This window comes from Nocardiopsis algeriensis, assembly GCF_014203695.1.
In the GTDB taxonomy this organism is placed as follows: domain Bacteria; phylum Actinomycetota; class Actinomycetes; order Streptosporangiales; family Streptosporangiaceae; genus Nocardiopsis; species Nocardiopsis algeriensis.
Genome location: NZ_JACHJO010000012.1, coordinates 14,327 through 30,692, shown reverse-complemented (window position 1 = coordinate 30,692; position 16,366 = coordinate 14,327). Strand labels below are relative to the sequence as shown.

16 protein-coding genes and 1 riboswitch are annotated in these 16,366 nt (G+C 69.5%); of the genes, 8 read left to right on the top strand and 8 right to left on the bottom strand.

What is annotated here, in order from left to right; all coding sequences use genetic code 11:
- Positions 1-31: 31 nt before the first annotated feature.
- The 3 genes from FHS13_RS18625 to FHS13_RS18615 all read right to left on the bottom strand — a co-directional run bounded on the left by FHS13_RS18625 (position 32) and on the right by FHS13_RS18615 (position 5,106).
- Positions 32-2,494, bottom strand: a complete 2,463-nt coding sequence (locus tag FHS13_RS18625; protein ID WP_184293238.1) for a ribonucleoside-diphosphate reductase subunit alpha — start codon at positions 2,492-2,494, stop codon at positions 32-34.
- A gap of 154 nt (positions 2,495-2,648) precedes the next feature.
- Positions 2,649-2,840: riboswitch (cobalamin riboswitch) on the bottom strand.
- Between the two features lie 107 nt (positions 2,841-2,947).
- Positions 2,948-3,511 (bottom strand): hypothetical protein, encoded by a 564-nt coding sequence (locus tag FHS13_RS18620; protein ID WP_184293237.1) that lies wholly within the window; start codon positions 3,509-3,511, stop codon positions 2,948-2,950.
- 35 nt (positions 3,512-3,546) lie between these two features.
- The gene (locus FHS13_RS18615; RefSeq protein WP_184293236.1) at positions 3,547-5,106 is read right to left on the bottom strand and encodes an NYN domain-containing protein; all 1,560 of its coding nucleotides are present in this window, start codon (positions 5,104-5,106) and stop codon (positions 3,547-3,549) included.
- 927 nt (positions 5,107-6,033) lie between these two features.
- On the opposite strand from FHS13_RS18615, the gene FHS13_RS18610 reads away from it, so the two are divergent.
- From FHS13_RS18610 to FHS13_RS18595, 4 genes are all read left to right on the top strand, one after another.
- The gene (locus FHS13_RS18610) at positions 6,034-6,822 is read left to right on the top strand and encodes an immunity 49 family protein (RefSeq protein WP_184293235.1); all 789 of its coding nucleotides are present in this window, start codon (positions 6,034-6,036) and stop codon (positions 6,820-6,822) included.
- Between the two features lie 182 nt (positions 6,823-7,004).
- Positions 7,005-7,460: an immunity protein YezG family protein gene (locus tag FHS13_RS21570; RefSeq protein ID WP_184293234.1), complete on the top strand. Its 456-nt coding sequence runs from the start codon at positions 7,005-7,007 to the stop codon at positions 7,458-7,460.
- Between the two features lie 132 nt (positions 7,461-7,592).
- The gene (locus FHS13_RS18600; protein ID WP_184293233.1) at positions 7,593-8,249 is read left to right on the top strand and encodes a hypothetical protein; all 657 of its coding nucleotides are present in this window, start codon (positions 7,593-7,595) and stop codon (positions 8,247-8,249) included.
- Positions 8,250-8,292: 43 nt separating this feature from the next.
- The gene (locus FHS13_RS18595) at positions 8,293-9,180 is read left to right on the top strand and encodes an immunity 49 family protein (protein WP_184293232.1); all 888 of its coding nucleotides are present in this window, start codon (positions 8,293-8,295) and stop codon (positions 9,178-9,180) included.
- A 126-nt stretch (positions 9,181-9,306) separates the two neighbouring features.
- On the opposite strand, the gene FHS13_RS18590 is transcribed toward FHS13_RS18595, so the two are convergent.
- From FHS13_RS18590 to cutA, 4 genes are all read right to left on the bottom strand, one after another.
- Positions 9,307-9,561: a hypothetical protein gene (locus FHS13_RS18590; RefSeq protein WP_184293231.1), complete on the bottom strand. Its 255-nt coding sequence runs from the start codon at positions 9,559-9,561 to the stop codon at positions 9,307-9,309.
- A gap of 87 nt (positions 9,562-9,648) precedes the next feature.
- Positions 9,649-10,308: a GNAT family N-acetyltransferase gene (locus tag FHS13_RS18585; RefSeq protein ID WP_184293230.1), complete on the bottom strand. Its 660-nt coding sequence runs from the start codon at positions 10,306-10,308 to the stop codon at positions 9,649-9,651.
- A gap of 50 nt (positions 10,309-10,358) precedes the next feature.
- On the bottom strand, positions 10,359-10,949 hold the full coding sequence (locus tag FHS13_RS18580) for a hypothetical protein (protein WP_184293229.1): 591 nt from the start codon (positions 10,947-10,949) through the stop codon (positions 10,359-10,361).
- Positions 10,946-11,287, bottom strand: coding sequence for a divalent-cation tolerance protein CutA (cutA, locus tag FHS13_RS18575; RefSeq protein ID WP_184293228.1), 342 nt, complete (start codon positions 11,285-11,287; stop codon positions 10,946-10,948). Before cutA ends, FHS13_RS18580 begins: the two co-directional genes overlap by 4 nt.
- Before the next feature lie 66 nt (positions 11,288-11,353).
- On the opposite strand from cutA, the gene pyrE reads away from it, so the two are divergent.
- The gene (pyrE, locus tag FHS13_RS18570) at positions 11,354-11,887 is read left to right on the top strand and encodes an orotate phosphoribosyltransferase (protein ID WP_184293227.1); all 534 of its coding nucleotides are present in this window, start codon (positions 11,354-11,356) and stop codon (positions 11,885-11,887) included.
- 487 nt (positions 11,888-12,374) lie between these two features.
- Here pyrE and FHS13_RS18565 read toward each other — a convergent pair whose 3' ends face one another.
- Positions 12,375-12,764 (bottom strand): DUF4115 domain-containing protein, encoded by a 390-nt coding sequence (locus FHS13_RS18565; RefSeq protein WP_184293226.1) that lies wholly within the window; start codon positions 12,762-12,764, stop codon positions 12,375-12,377.
- A 403-nt stretch (positions 12,765-13,167) separates the two neighbouring features.
- Here FHS13_RS18565 and fbaA point away from each other — a divergent pair, with 403 nt between their 5' ends.
- The 3 genes from fbaA to FHS13_RS18550 all read left to right on the top strand — a co-directional run bounded on the left by fbaA (position 13,168) and on the right by FHS13_RS18550 (position 16,324).
- A complete protein-coding gene (fbaA, locus tag FHS13_RS18560) occupies positions 13,168-14,190 on the top strand; it encodes a class II fructose-bisphosphate aldolase (RefSeq protein ID WP_184293225.1) in 1,023 nt (340 codons plus the stop codon).
- Positions 14,191-14,316: 126 nt separating this feature from the next.
- Complete coding sequence (locus FHS13_RS18555; RefSeq protein ID WP_184293224.1) at positions 14,317-14,733, top strand: DUF3151 domain-containing protein; 417 nt, start codon at positions 14,317-14,319, stop codon at positions 14,731-14,733.
- 307 nt (positions 14,734-15,040) lie between these two features.
- Complete coding sequence (locus FHS13_RS18550; protein ID WP_184293223.1) at positions 15,041-16,324, top strand: adenylosuccinate synthase; 1,284 nt, start codon at positions 15,041-15,043, stop codon at positions 16,322-16,324.
- Positions 16,325-16,366 lie beyond the last annotated feature (42 nt).

The following is a 16,366-nucleotide window of genomic DNA, read 5'->3' as shown; positions in this document are numbered from 1 at the left end:
GGAGGGGCGGACGGCCCGCACGGCCGGAGGGTCACTGGCAGGCTTCGCACTCGGGGTCGTCGATCGAGCAGGCCGCGCCCGGGGCCGGGTCCGCGGGGACCGGCGCGGGGGCGGCCGACACCGCGTTCAGGCGGCCGTCGGTGCCCTTGAGCGTGCTCTTCTCCACGTGCGTGGCACTCTGCGAGCGCAGGTAGTAGGTGGTCTTGAGACCGGAGCGCCACGCCCGGCGGTAGAGGGCGTCGAGCTTGCGTCCGCTCGGCTCGGCCATGTACAGGTTCAGCGACTGGGCCTGGTCGATCCACTTCTGGCGGCGGGCCGCGGCGTCCACCAGCCACTCGGGGTCGATCTCGAACGCGGTGGCGTAGAGCGCCTTGAGGTCGTCGGGCACCCTCGCGATCTCCCCGAGGCTGCCGTCGTGCAGCTTCAGGTCGGAGACCATCTCCTCGTCCCACAGACCGCGTTCGCGCAGGTCTCGGACCAGGTGCGGGTTGACCACGGTGAAGTCGCCGGACATGTTCGACTTCACGTACAGGTTGCGGTAGACCGGCTCGATCGACTGGCCGACACCGGTGATGTTGGCGATGGTGGCGGTCGGTGCGATGGCCATCACGTTGGAGTTGCGCATCCCCGTGGCCCTGACGCGCTCGCGCAGGGAGTCCCAGTCCAGGGACTGGCCGAGGTCGATGTCCGGCTCACCGCCGCGCGCCTCGGCCAGCAGCTGCACGGAGTCGATCGGCAGGACGCCCCGGCTCCACAGCGAGCCTTCGAAGGTCGCGTAGGCGCCGCGCTCGGCGGCCAGGTCCACGGACGCCTCGATGGCGTGGTAGCTGATCAGCTCCATGCTCTCGTCGGCGAAGTCCACCGCGTCCCGGGAGGCGTAGGGCAGGCGCAGCGTGAACAGCGCGTCCTGGAAGCCCATGAGCCCCAGGCCCACGGGGCGGTGGCGCATGTTGGCGCGGCGCGCCTCCGGAATCGTGTAGAAGTTCACGTCGATGACGTTGTCGAGCATGCGCACGGCGGTCCTGACGGTCCTGCGCAGCCGCTCGGCGTCCAGGCCCTCGGGACCGACGTGGCGCGCGAGGTTGACCGAGCCCAGGTTGCAGACGGCGACCTCGTCGGCGTCGGTGTTGAGCGTGATCTCGGTGCACAGGTTGGACGAGTGGACCACACCGACGTGCTGCTGGGGGGAGCGCAGGTTGCACGGGTCCTTGAACGTGATCCACGGATGCCCGGTCTCGAACAGCATCGTCAGCATGCGCCGCCACAGGTCCACGGCCCGGACCCGCTTGAACACCTTGATCCGCCCCTCGTCGGCGGCCGCCTCGTAGGCGGTGTAGGCCTTGGCGAACGCGGTGCCGTACGTGTCGTGCAGGTCGGGGACCTCGTCGGGCGAGAACAGCGTCCACTGCCCGTCCTGCTCCACGCGCTGCATGAACAGGTCCGGCACCCAGTTGGCGGTGTTCATGTCGTGGGTCCGGCGTCGGTCGTCACCGGTGTTCTTGCGCAGGTCGAGGAACTCCTCGATGTCGACGTGCCACGTCTCCAGATACGCGCACACCGCCCCCTTCCGCTTTCCTCCCTGGTTGACCGCGACGGCGGTGTCGTTGGCGATCTTCAGGAAGGGCACGACACCCTGGCTCCGGCCGTTGGTGCCGCGGATGTGGGCCCCCAGGCCCCGGACGGGGGTCCAGTCGTTGCCGAGGCCGCCCGAGTACTTGGACAGCATCGCGTTGTTGCCGATGCTGTGGAAGATGGACTCGAGGTCGTCGCCGACGGTGGTGAGGAAGCACGACGACAGCTGCGGACGTGTGGTGCCGGCGTTGAACAGGGTGGGGGTGGAGGCCATGAAGTCGAACGAGGACAGCAGTTCGTAGAACTCGATCGCGCGGGCCTCGCGGTCGTCCTCGCGCAGGGCCAGCCCCATGGCGATCCGCATGAAGAACGCCTGCGGCAGCTCGTAGCGCACCCCGTCGTCGTGGAGGAAGTAGCGGTCGTAGAGGGTCTGCAGACCGAGAAAGGTGAACTGCCCGTCGCGCTCGGGGCGCAGCGCGCGGCCGAGCCGGTCCAGGTCGAACCCGGCCAGGGCGGGGTCGAGCCGGCCCAGCGCGATACCGCGTTCGACGTAGGCGGCCAGGTAGGAGGCGTAGCGGTCGGCCATCTCCGCCTGCCCGGCGGTGTCCGGGGCCCCGGCGAGGAAGGTCAGGGCCTCGCGGCGCAGCTTGTCCAGGAGCAGGCGGGCCGCGGCGTGGGAGTAGTCCGGATCGGCCTCCACGTAACTGCGGGCGGCCATGACGAGGGCGAGTTCCACCTCGGCGTCGGGAATGCCCGGGTAGAGGCCGCGGCGGGCCTCGGCCAGGATCCTGTCCGCCGAGGTACCGGGGAGCCCGTCACAGGCCTCCGCCACGACACGCTCCATGCGGTCGAGCGCGGACGGGGGCCCCGCTTCGGCCGTGGGGCGGGCGAAGGCGGGCAGGGCCTCGGCGTCAAGGGTCATACAGCGGCTCCAGCTTCGTCGGAAGAGATCCCGGGGGGACGGGGAGACGAGAAGCCGGGCAGGCGCGAGACACACCGGAGGACCGCGGTACCGGGTACCCGGCCGTCCGGAACGGATCGCGGCGGCTCGCTCTCGAAGCCCCGTCGACGCGCACTCTGGGTGCGCGCTGATGGCAGGTCTTCGGACTCGTGGGCCACCTACGTCCGTCGCTTCCCAGGACCTCGGAGGTCCCAGTGCCTGTGACGGCTTCGCTCCCACTCACCGCTGCGGGCCAGTCCCGGATTCGCACCGGGTTCCCTCTTGCCTCACCCCGGAAATGGGGTGAACCACCAGCGGGAGCGATCCTACATCTTGTGGGAGGAGAACGGCACCGCCACAAGATGAGGGCGCGCCGCGGCCTGTTGCCCTGTTTTCAGGCATGCCGAAAGGCCTCGGGAACCGGGCCGGAGCCGGTCAGTCCGTGTCGGTGCAGCGGTCCAGCGCGTCCTCCGCCAGGCCGAGGTCCGCCCGGATGCGGAAGCGGATGCGCAGCAGCTCCTGGAGCAGGTCGTCGACGTAGGGGTCGCCGACCTGGTCGAGGAAGAGCCGCGCCCCCTCCGTCGCCCAGCGCTCCGCCCCGGCGAGGTCGTCGTGGGCGTACAGCGACTCGGCCACGTGCAGGTAGGTCTGCAGGCTGCTCGGCTCGTCCGCCTCCAGGCGCTCGAACTCGGCGTAGGCCTGGCCGATCTCGTCCAGGTGGAGCAGCGCGCCGGCCCGCAGGGCACGGGCGTCGACCACGGTGGCCGCGCCGTCGTCGATCGCGCGCTGGTACGCGGCACAGGCCCGCTCGTACTCCTGGGTGAACTCCCACTGCTCACCCGCGCGCACGAACAGCTCGGCGCGGCTGATCTCGCTCCCGGCGTCGACCTGGTTGGCCAGCTCCAGGAGCTGGGCGGCGACCTTCGCGTGCTCGCCGGACCGGACCGCGTGGAATTCCAGCCGGTCCAGTTCCGCCGTCGTGACCCGGGTCAACCGCATCGCCCCATCCCTACCTTCCGCGCTCGGGCGCGGTTCTAGCGCCGGGCACGCTCCAGTGACTGCCAGAAGCCCTGGCGGAGCCCGTCCCGGACCTCGTCGCGCAGCAGATGGTCGATCGGCAGCGAGGACCCCTGGAGCAGGCGCGCCTCCAGGTCCGAGGGCATCCTCGGACGGCGGGCGAGCACGGCCTCCACCCAGAGGGCGGGTGCCTCGCGTGCGATCGACTCAGCGAAATCGCCCCCCTCGCGGTGGGCGACACGCACTGCTTCGTCAACGGTATTCGGGACGGCGCCCGTCCGTTGGGGATATCCCGGACCGGGCCGGGTTTCCTCGTGGCCGGCCGGGCCGAACCGGTTGTCGTGTTCGGGACCAGTAGGTGGCGCTCCCCTGTGTGCGGGGCCCGCCCCACCGCTGTGTGCGGTGTCAGTTGCCGTACTGGTCCCATAGGTAGGGTTTGCGTCGTTCGCACCCCCATAACCGGAATTTTCACCGGTCCTGAACCGTGGATCGGGGGCCTGTCCGCCTCGTGGTGGCGCGTGGCCCGGCTGTCCGTCGGCGAAGGACTGCTGCGGGCCCGTCCCCATCGCGAAGGACTGCTGCGGTCCGGTCATCGCCTGACCGGGTTCCTGCCGGTCCGAAAATCCGTAACCGCCCTGGTCACGCATCGACGCGTGACTCCCGGTCGGTGGATAGGCGGGCTGCCCGTTCTGCGGCGGGTAACCGCCGCCTCCGTGCCGGGACTGCCCACCGGAGGGGAACCCGTTGGAGTCGATGCCGCCGGAGGGCTGGTCGTCGTTGCCCGCGAGGTGGTCGCCGCGCTGCTGGGCCAGGGAGCGGCGCATGGCGCGCAGCTGGTCCATCGCGCTGCCCTGAGGAGCGGGCTGGGGCCCCGTCCCCGCGAACATCGCCTCCAGGCCGTCGGTGGAGACGGGCTCGACCCGGCCGCTGCCGGCCTGCGGCGTGGCGACGGGGCGGCGGGGGGTGTCGGGCGCCGACTGGGCGCGGCCGTTGGTGAACGGCGTGGTGCTCTTCGCGGCGTTCTCCTGGGGGGCGCCGCTGCCGGAGAGCAGGCTGACGTGCGGACGCAGGTGCCCGGCACCGATCTCGATGAGGTCGTCGCACTCCCGGCGCAGGGCGCGGGAGATGGTCCAGTTGCCCTCGACCGAGATGTGCACGACGGTGACGCGCAGGCCCAGTTCCTGGACGTCGGCGACGACCGGTGCCATGTCCTCGTCCCCGCTGACCAGCACGGCATCGCACACCGCTCCGGTCCGGGCGAGGGTGGTGAGGTCGCGCTGGACGTAGCTCTCCACGCCCTCGCGGCGGCCGGGCCGGATCCGGGCCGCCCGGAACTTCACCCCGGGGATGTCCGCGATCCCGTCCTGCTCCTGGGTCCGCCTGTCGTCGGCCACGGCCTCGTACCAGTAGCAGCGCAGCAGCGGCAGGCCTGTGCGGTCCCGCGCCACCTCGTTGAGGAACTGGACGAGACCGGAGTAGTCCCAGGAGACGGAATCCCGGTTCCGGGTTCCGTGCACGGCCATCGCACCGTCTGCGAGAAGGTAGCCCGCGTCGACGAACAACGCGCAGCGGTCCACGTGCCACCGCCCCCTTCCCTTTGTTCTGGGCCGTGTCCACGACCGGGGCACAGCCTAACCAAGTCTGTCTGGTTTTGCGTGTCCGCTCCTGAATGCGGACGGTTACGGTTCTTGTACGCCGACGTGTTCCCCGGGAGCAATGAGAAGCCCCCTGGCGGCGGTCCGCAAGAGGCCTTCCGCCCGAAACCGGGGGCCGGGACCGTACCGAGGCCGTCAACGCGACGGTACCGGCCCGTGCAGCGTCCTGTGCGAGCGGGATTCGGTTAGCCGTTTTCCGTCCGGGCAGGACGCCGAATCCCGGAATCCCGCCTTCTCCGGCCCCGTCGTCGACAGTGCTCCACAACCTTCCGCCCGCTCCGACCGGACCTGAGCCGCCGGCGCGGGAGACTCCTGCGGGCACGGTCCACCGCTCCCGCGCCGAGGATTCGGGGACACCTTCCCCCAGCGGTCTTCACCGAAGGCGGACCGGCGTCCTCGAGAAAAAGGACCCACACGAGCACCGAAGTCAGCAGCCTCGCCGCGAGAATCCAGGTGACCGACCGGAGTACCGACGTCGGCTCGCCCGCTCTCCGGTCCCTGCACGGACAGGGGGAAGGACTGAGTTCGCGGACTCGACCGGGAGAGCCCGAAGAACCATGCCGGAAGACACGCCCCGGTGAATTCGCGACGAGGAGGCAAAGAGAGTACAACTTTCGGAAGTATTCGACAGAAAACAGGTGAGACGCCTCGGAAGTCGGCTCAGACGGAAACCTCACCACCGAGGCAATCGATCTTCCGAAGGCCACCGACCTGCTGAACAGAGGAACGCACCCGCGAGCGGAGACCATCAGCTGGACCCGACCCGCCTGATTTATGGAGGCAGATCATCGCCGTGGAGGCAAAGAAGACCGAGGGAAGGAGAGACCACTTCCGTGCGACTTCGACAACATGACCGAACACGGAAAGACCGACACCGGAAAATCGGCAAGCCATTCGGCCTGGGATACATCGAAGAACGAGACACGATCTGAGAATTATCCATACCTTGGACCCGGAAAAACCGCTATTCGAAGACCGAGGACCCTTCCATTCCCGCGGGGAGCGCAAACGGGTGAGACCGTCGAGCACGCCATCAACCAGAAGCGCCGCACACTGCACCACCTGCCCCCGGACCCCGAGTGCGATGCGGGCACCTGGCTGACCGCGTTCTTCCTGGCCGTCTCCTGCCGTGACGAGAACCGAGTCACGTCCCTGTGCCGGATCACGCCCGCCTTCCGCAAAGAAGCGAGAGAGAAGCGCGGCGGAGCCTACGACGAGTACGTCTACCCCTTCATCGCGGCCCTCCAGCACTTCGTCCTCAATCAACCCACACTGGGCGGCAACCTCCTCCGCACCATGGATCTGTCCCGCCCCGAGAACTCCTCCGTCAGCAGCCCGGAGAACCTCGACCACCTGGTCTTCCCGGCCATCGACTGCTTCTACCGGCTCGCCGAGCAGAACACCGAGAAGTTCGACGAGGCCATGGAACAGGGCATTCGCCTCTTCCGTACCTACTACACCGCCAACGAGGAGCGTTCCAAGGACACCGCCGACGCCGTTCCCCTCCGCCTCCTGGGGGTGGCGTGCATGACCTACGACCTGGCCCAGGTCGTCCCCGGCTTCAACTCCGACCTGGAGAGCAGATACCTGCCCGAGTACATCCTCGAACGGCCCCGGTACGGTGAAATCGAACTCTGACCGGTCTGCGCGGGCGCCTTGCGCCACACGAGGTACCGCGTCGGAAACCGGTCATGGGAGCACGGAGGCAGAAGGCGGCCTCCCTCTGCCTGCGGTGTTCACAGCCGCCGGCTTCCGGACCGGCAAGACCCCCGATCCGTATGTCTGTCCTCGCGACGCTTCCACCGGACAGGAGACGGCTGATGAACCGAGGCCATTTGGCCCCCCGAGAGCAGCAGGAACTTCTCACGAAGCTCGGCATGGAGCTGCTCCCAGCCGCCAGTGACGACTGGGAGACGGTCACCTACACCTTGTGTGCCCTCATCGGGCAGTTGTCCGAGCGGTTGGAGGAAGTTCGGCAGGACGGCACGACCTCACGCAAGCACGCCCCGCTCGGGGTGATCGACCTGGTCAAGGAACTGCGTGCAGGCATGTACCGCGAGGGAAGGGGAACCTGGTACTCCCTCACGTACACCATCAGCCGTCCGGGGAGTTTCAAGGCCGACTACGACTACGACAGCCGCCCCGGTTTCACCTTCTACCCCGAGGCCTCGGCTTTCGCCGCAGACCTGGAGTTCTTTCCCCGCAACGACGAGCACATCCCCGACTGGCTTCAGGAACACCTGGACGAGGCCCGGCGCTCGGGTGAGGATTCGTAGGGGCAGCCTGTCGGCCCATTCTCGTAGCTGCGGTTCCGGTAACGGGTCCACCATGTGGTGGCCCAGGTGTCATTCCGGACAGGAACGCACCTTTCCCTACGTCATGCCCGGCCGTGGCAAGAAAGGACCATGATGAGCACCCTCCCGAGGGCTCCCGAAGCAGTCGGGTCATGGACATGGTTCGTCAACGCAGGTGGGAGAGCAGAGACCTCCGACTGCCTCGCCGCCCTGGACACCGCTGCCGAGGTCCTGGAACGCCACAGGCTACTCATGGCCGAAATCGTCGAGATCTGCTGGGAGCACCCCCGGAGTGACAACAGACCCGACACCTTCCGAACCGTCGAGGCCACGGGCCCCCTCGACAGCCCCGAGCACACCCGCCTCCTCCTGAACACCTGCCCCCAAGACGCTTCCGATGCCCGCATGAAGCTGCTGCGGGTACACGGCAGCGGCAAATGGGTCGACGCCTCGGGGAACACCCGTTCAGAGCCCGATCTCGTCGTTCTGGAAGCCATGCCGCTGTTCGACGACGTCTCCGTGGAGATAGCCGTACACCACGACGTCTGGGCCCATCACGCCTTCTCCGGCGAGCCCCATCCCGAGGTTCACTTCGCCAACGCCCCTCGCCTGGCCGCCGCCCTGAAGGAACTCGAAACCACTCTGCGGGCCGAGACCGAACCAGGTGGACCCACCTACTTCGGCGCGGTGGACGGCTACGGGATCCAGGCACCCGCCCCCTACGAGATCGTCGACGGACGGGCCCCGGACCTCACGGACAAGATCCCCTGACCGGCCTGCTCAGGATCATGCCGACCTCGTCGAAGGGGAAGCATTGAAATATCGTGTTCCGAGCCACAGAATCGATGAACCCGCCTACAGGCTCAAGGAGAAGGAGTTCCAGGAGAAGCGGGCCGAGAAGATCGACAGCCTCTCCCAGAGCACGCTCTCCGCCTCCATGACCGCTTCAACGGTGTACCGGTACGCGCAGATCGCACTCACCCTGGACCCCGAGGCCGGAGAACTGGAGACCTGGGAGGCCTGGACAGCCGCGATGCAGGTCTACAACGCCCTCTTCGAGCTGAGTAGCGCACCCGAGGGCACCGAGGTCAAATGCATGATCGACCACGGGACGCATACTCTCACCGCCACTGGACCCCGTCACTTCACCAACGCCGGGAACTGGGAGGTCGCATTCTTCCTCGCCCTCACCTGCCGTGACGAGAAGCGCCTGCGCGCGCTGTGCGAATTTCCTGTCGATGTCCTGCGTGAATCCGCCCGGAAGGGCGGGATCTCCTACAACGAGTACGCCTACCACTGGGTGTCCGCACTCCAGGCGTTCGTTCTGAACCGCCCTGGAACGGCCGAGCACCTGGCCAGGGCCATTGAGCTCTCCGACCCCCGAAACGGGGCTTTCGGCGGCGATATCTTGGACAAGCTCGTCTTCCCTCAGATGAACGCCTTCCGGCACTTCGCCGGCGGGGATTCCGCCGCGTTCAACGAGGCGCTTGCCGAAGGGCTCACAGCGTTCGGCTCTTACCACACCGCGACCCCCGAGCGGGCCGAGGACATCGACGGAGTCGTACCCCTGGGCCTGCTCGCTCTGGCCTGTTGGGCACATGACCACCACCAGCACCACCGCGAATTTACTTTGGAGGTCGAATCCGGCTACCTGCCCAAGTACATTCTCGACGGCGGCTGGGTCGGCGAATTTCCCGTCTGAAAGGCGATGCCCGATGTCGGTGGACATCCCGGCGCATTGCAGGAGTCCCGTGCAACCGCCAGTCGGCGAAGAGCCGCAGGCACAGCGGTTGTCAGGACCGTGCACCGAAGCCTTCCCGAACTGTGGTCAGAACCAGGTGCCGGAGCGTGCGCGGGGCCGGGGCATCGGCTCACCCGCCAGGAAGGCGGCGGCCACCGCGTCGGCCGCGTGGACGCGCGGTCGGCGCGGGATCCGGTACACCGCTCTCGGTGCCGACCGGGCCGGCGGTGCCCCCGGCCCGGTCGGTTCACGGGGTGCCGGGCGGTGGATCGCGTAGGGGAACTGGAGGCCCGGCGGCAGCAGCGGTACCGCCGGGCGACCGGCGGGCTCGTTCTCGTACAACGCCTGTGCTCCTTCCGGCCGGCCCCGGGATCGGGCGGTCTCGGCAGCCCTGTCGGCGATGAACGATACCCTTCCGTGTCCGATCCGTCACGGGGTGTCGGCGTCCTCCGCGGCGAAGAAACTCCGACAGGCCTCCAGGCCCTCCACGGCGACCGCGACGGTCCTGTGTCCCTCCCAGTCCTCCCGGGACAGTCGCATGCGGCGCTCCAGGGCGCGGCGTCCGCGGTTGGAGATCACCTCGACGCCGTCGTGCCGGTATCCGAGGCGGCGCGACACCCCCTCCGAGCGGGCGTTGCCCTCGATCAGCGCCGTCTTGGCGGACACCGCCCCCAGTTCCGCGAAGGCCAGGTGCAGGACCGCCGCACGCATCTCGGTGCCGATGCCCTTGCCCTGGTGGGCGCGGCCGAGCCAGGATCCGGTGTGCACCTGCCGGGCGACCGCGAAGTCCCGCGCGCCCAGGTCCTGGATCCCGACGGCCTCGCCCTCGTACAGGACGGCGAGGTTGAGGCTCCACGACTGCGGGGTCCACTCGGCCGCCTTCTGCAGGTGGTGCTGGACCACCGACAGCCCGAGCCGCTCCGGCGGCTGGTCGGTCCAGGGCTCGGAGAACGGCTGGTCCTCGGGAGGGTGGATGCCGGCGCAGGCCACCGAGGCCAGCTGCCCCAGTTCGTCCAGGGTGGGCAGGCGCAGCTCCAGGCGCGGTGTGCGCAGCCGCAGGCCGTATAGCGGGAGGTGCTCGGTGATCATGCGTCGATGATCACCGACGGCACTCCGGCTGTCACCGGGTTTTTCCTCCGTCAGCCCCTGCCGCGCAGCTCGCGGAGGAGGCCGGCCAGGGCCTCGGGGGCCTCCTCCGGCCGCGTTCGCCGCACGGGCCAGCCGCGCATCCGGGCCAGACGCGCGAGGTGCGCACAGGCGGGGTCGGTGAGCAGGTAGCCGCACGGCGCGTCGGGCCAGTCCGCGACCGCGGGCAGGTGCTCGGTCCGGTAGCCGGGCGGTTCTCCCGGCTCGGCGGGCGAGGCCTGCGCGCCCTCGGCGCTCTGCGAGGCGGCGATCTCCGCGCGGGTGGAGCCGCCGGGTCGGGGGAGGAGCGCGTCCACCAGCACGTAGCCGAGCACGGGCCGGTGTGCGGCCCGCTGCGCCGCGCCCACGGCGCCCACCAGCGGTCCGGCGTCCCCCTCCGCGACGAGGGCGACGGGGGTGCCGGGGGCCGCCAGCCGGGAGATCTCCAGGCTGGCGCGGGCGACGTAGCGGGCCGCGTGCGGCGGCAGTTCGTCGCCCTCGATCCGGGGGCGGACCGCGGAGACACCGTGTGCGTCGAGCCGGTCGGCCAGGGCGGGCAGGCGCGAGGGGCGGCCCAGGGGCGGCGGGAGGAGGACGGCGATCATTCGGCGACGTCCCGCCGCGTCTCGTCGCACACCCACTCCAGGTACGCGGGGTTGCCGCCGGCGACGGGCACGGCGACCACCTCGGGAACGTCGTAGGGGTGCTCGGCCACGACGTGTCCGACGAGGTCGTCCAACCGGTCGGCCGCCGTCTTGGCCACGATCATCCACTCCTCGTCCCGCTGGTTCTCGCCCTCCCAGCGGTAGTGGCTGGTGATCGGCCCGCCCACCTGGGCGCAGGCCGCGAGCCGCCGCTCGACCATCGAGGCGGCGAGCCGGTCGGCGCCCTCCCGGCTGTCGACGGTGATCTCGACCCTGAGGACCTGCGGGGAGCCTGACATGTCGTCCCTCCGTCCGGGCACCGCCGGTGCCGTGCCGCGTCGCCCGGTGCTCTAGGCTCATGCGTCATGAGCGAACGTGATGAACTCCTGCGTCACATCAACGATAAGGCGGTCGTGCGCGGGAAGGTCGTGCTGTCGTCCGGGCAGGAGGCCGACTACTACGTCGACCTGCGCCGGGTCACCCTGGACGGGGAGTCCGCGCCGCTGGTCGGTTCGGTCATGCTGGACAGCGTCGCCGACCTGGAGTTCGACGCGGTCGGCGGTCTGACCCTGGGCGCGGACCCGGTCGCCACCGCGATGCTGCACGCGGCCGCCGCGCGCGGACGCAGGCTGGACGCCTTCGTGGTGCGCAAGGCGGGCAAGGCGCACGGCCTCCAGAAGCGGATCGAGGGACCCGACGTCCGCGGCCGCCGGGTGCTGGCGCTGGAGGACACGTCGACGACGGGCGGTTCGGTGCTGACGGCGGTGGAGGCGCTGCGCGAGGCCGGTGCCGAGGTCGTCGCGGTCGCGCTCATCCTGGACCGGGGCGCGCGCGGGCGTGTGGAGCAGGAGGGCCTGGAGTACCGGGCCGTCTACCAGGTCTCCGACCTGGACATCTGACCCCGAGCGGAACAGCGGAAACCCGCCCCGCCCTCCCTTGCCTGTGAGGACGTCGGGCGGGCCGAAGCGAAGCACCGGTTCCCCGCAAACCCACCCGCGCCCCAGGGGGTGTGCCGTGAGGGCGCCGACGGGCGACGAGCGGGCCGAAGCACCGGTTCCCCGCAAGCACACCCGAGCCCCAGGGGGTGTGCCGTGAGGGCGCCGGCGGGGTTCCGCAGGAGCACAGCGACGAAGAGCCCCGTCCTCAGGCCCCGCTTGAGGAAGCTACGGCCGAAAAGACCGACGGGCGCGGGGCGAAGCGCCGGTTCCCCGCAAGCACAGCCGCACCCCAGGGGGTGTGCCGTGAGGGCGCCGGCGGGGTTCTGCAGGAGTGGAGCGAACATCCGAGGAACGAGGATGTGAGCGCAGCGACGAAGAACCGCGCCCCAAAGGCGCCCGAACCGGGGCCAAAGCGAAGCGGAGGCCCCAAGAGGCAGGGCTGCCCGAATCAGCCGTCGATGGTGAAGCTGTAGTCGGCCCCGCGGTCGGAGATGTCGCGCTCCTCGCCGTGGATGTAGAGCTCGACGGCGGCCGGGTCGCTGATGGTGACCTCCAGCCCTTCGTCGGGGACCGAGGCGTAGCTGATGGAGCTGCCCTGTCGGATCTCCTGGTCGTGCATCACGTCGCCACCGGGAACGCGGACGAAGACGTTGCTGGACTCCCCGATGACACGGATGTAGAGGGCGCCCATGTTCTCGGGCTCCTCCCCCTCCGCGGCGGCACCGGAGGCGTTCGCGCCCACGTCGGTTCCGGAGTTGCCGGGCAGGGCCTGGTACAAGAAGTACCCGCCGAGGGCCACCAGTGTGACCAGGAGCACCACGGCTCCGACGACGGCCATCACCTGACCGACGCCACGAGGATCATTCCTATGCCTACCCACGGCGTTGAATGTAGCGCGTATCACGGCAAAAAGCGACAGTAGCCGTCTGCAACCACCCCATCTCCAGCAATCCAGTCAAGTCGGGGCAAAGTTAACCTCGCCACACGGACGCGGAGACCCCGCACACTTCACCTCTCCCTTCTGAACTGGGACGACGCCGGAGCCACTTCGTAGTTTGGTCTAGACCTTTCATGCACCCAGGGGATTCGGGATACTGGTCCACAACGCCTGGTGGACACATCCGGCCACACTGCTCCGGAGGCCCTTTCCGACGGTCGGGGCCGTCCGCCCGGCAACGCACGCGGAACGCCGCCGGCCCGTCCGGCGGACGCTCGCTCCAGGTCGAATCCAGGGAGAACCCATGCCCATCGCCAGCCCCGAGGTCTACACCGAGATGCTGCGCCGCGCGAAGTCCGAGGGCTTCGCCTACCCGGCGATCAACGTGACCTCGAGCCAGACGCTGCACGCCGCCCTGCGCGGCTTCGCCGAGGCGGAAAGCGACGGCATCGTCCAGATCTCCACGGGCGGTGCGGAGTTCCTCTCCGGCGCGACGATCAAGGACATGGTCACCGGGTCGGTCGCCTTCGCCGAGTACGCCCGCGTCGTGGCCGCCAAGTACCCGGTCAACGTCGCGCTGCACACCGACCACTGCCCCAAGAACAAGCTCGACGGGTTCGTGCGCCCGCTTCTCGAGATCTCCAAGGAGCGTGTGGCCAAGGGCCAGGAGCCGCTGTTCCAGTCCCACATGTGGGACGGCTCCGCCGTCGAGCTGGAGGAGAACCTCCAGATCGCCGAGGAGCTGCTGGCCGCCTCCAAGGCCGCGAACACCATCCTCGAGATCGAGGTCGGCGTGGTCGGCGGCGAGGAGGACGGCATCGTCGGCGAGATCAACGAGAAGCTGTACACCACGCCGGCGGACGCCCTGCGCACCGCCGAGGTCCTCGGCCTCGGCGAGAAGGGCTACTACATGACCGCCCTGACCTTCGGCAACGTGCACGGCTCCTACAAGCCGGGCTTCGTGAAGCTGCGTCCCGAGGTGCTGAAGAAGGCCCAGGAGGCCGTCGCCGAGAAGCACGGCAAGGAGAAGGCGTTCGACTTCGTCTTCCACGGCGGCTCCGGCTCCAGCATGGAGGAGATCCACGAGGCCATCAGCTACGGCGTGGTGAAGATGAACGTCGACACCGACACGCAGTACGCCTTCACCCGCCCGATCGTCGACCACGTCATGAAGAACTACGACGGTGTTCTGAAGATCGACGGCGAGATCGGCAGCAAGAAGGCCTACGACCCGCGCTCCTACGGCAAGGCCGCCGAGGCCGGCATGGCCGCCCGCGTGGTGGAGGCCGCCCAGCACCTCAAGTCCGCGGGCAACAAGATGAAGTAACCGCGCCGCCACCGGACAGGTGGGACGCGGCGGGTGCCCGGCTGCCGGAGACGGCCGCCGGGCACCTCCGTGTCCGGGAGCGCTCGGCTTCCGGCGGCGCCTCGGGCACGGTGGCAGGATGGGGCCATGAACCTGCACCAGAACCTGCTGGGCGAGCCGCCCGCCACCCGCCTGCCCGACAGCCCCGAGGCCCGCGAGGCCCTGGCCGCCGCCGACGACCCCACCCCGGTCGCCGGCCGGTTCCCGGAGTACTCGGCCGCCTGGGCGCGGCTGGCCGAGCTGGCCCTGGCCGACGGCCGGCCGGTGACCGCCTACGCCTACGCACGTACCGGCTACCACCGGGGCCTGGACCAGCTGCGCCGTGCGGGCTGGAAGGGCCACGGGCCGATTCCGTGGGAGCACGAGCCCAACCAGGGCTTCCTGCGCGCCCTGCACTTCCTGGGCCGCGCGGCCGGGGAGATCGGCGAGACCGAGGAGGCCGAGCGCTGCGCGACCTTCCTGCGCGACTCCAGCGCGGAGGCCGACAAGGCCCTCAACGGCTGACCTCTCCGGAGCACTCCGGAGCACACCGCCCTTCCGGCCGCCTTCGAGGCGCTGGAAGGGCGGTGCGGCCTCCGCCCCGGAGCGGGTGCGGAAGGCCGGAGGGGCCGTTCCGCCTCCGCCGCGGCGGTCCCCCCGCCCGGCGCCCTGCCGCCACCGCGAAAAGCGCCCTGTGCCCCACTCAACCCGGATGGGCTGGTCGTGTAACCTCAAGACGCAAAGGCCCCTGTCGCTGCCTTGCGTCAGGGGCTGTTCCATGTCCCGGGGCAGAAGACCCCGGTACAGGTGTCGAGCGAAGAGGTAGAGACCAATGCCGGCGATCACGCTCGTAGGCGCCCAGTGGGGCGACGAGGGCAAGGGCAAGGCGACCGACCTTGTCGGCGACCGCGTGGACTACGTGGTCCGGTACCAGGGCGGCAACAACGCCGGGCACACCGTGGTCATCGGTGATCAGAAATACGCCCTCCACCTGCTGCCCTCGGGCATCCTCTCCCCGAACGTCGTCCCCGTGATCGCCAACGGCGTCGTCATCGACCCCGGCGTCCTCATGGAGGAGCTGGCGGGCCTCCAGGCGCGCGGGGTGGACACCTCACGCCTGCTGATCTCGGCCAACGCGCACCTGATCATGCCCTACCACCGGGCACTGGACAAGGTCAGCGAGCGCTTCCTGGGCAAGGGCAGGATCGGCACCACCGGCCGCGGCATCGGCCCCACCTACGCCGACAAGGTGTCCCGCCAGGGCGTGCGCGTCCAGGACATGTTCGACCCCAAGATCCTCCGCAAGAAGATCGAGCTGGCCATCCACGACAAGAACCAGCTCCTCACCAAGGTCTACAACCGGCGCGCCCTCGAGGCCGAGCCGATCATCGAGGAGTACCTGGGCTACGCCGAGCAGCTGCGCCCCTACGTCGCCGACACCGCGCTGCTCCTCAACAAGGCGCTCGACGAGGGCAAGACCGTCTACCTGGAGGGCTCGCAGGGCACCCTCCTGGACATCGACCACGGCACCTACCCCTTCGTCACCTCCTCCTCGCCCACCTCGGGCGGCGCCGCGGCCGGGTCGGGCATCGGCCCCACGCGCATCACCAAGGTCGTCGGCATCCTCAAGGCCTACACCACCCGCGTCGGCTCGGGCCCGTTCCCGACCGAGCTGCTCGACGAGCAGGGCGAGTGGCTGCGCAAGCAGGGGCACGAGTACGGCGTCACCACCGGACGCGACCGCCGCTGCGGCTGGTTCGACGCGCCCATCGCGCGCTACGCCACCCGGATCAACGGCATCACCGACTTCTTCCTCACCAAGCTCGACGTGCTCACCGGCCTGGACCGCATCCCGGTCTGCGTGGCCTACGAGGTCGACGGGGTCCGCCACGACGAGATCCCGATGACCCAGACCGACTTCCACCACGCGAAGCCCGTCTACGAGTACCTGGACGGCTGGAGCGAGGACATCACCGGCGCCCGCAGCTTCGACGAACTTCCCGGGAACGCCCAGGCCTACGTGCGTACCCTGGAGGAGATGGCGGGCGCTCCGGTCTCCGCCATCGGTGTCGGCCCCGGCCGCGACCAGACGCTGGAACTGCGCTCCCTGGTCTGACCCCTCCCGGGCCGCCTGTCCCTCTGTCAGCCCTCCAACACG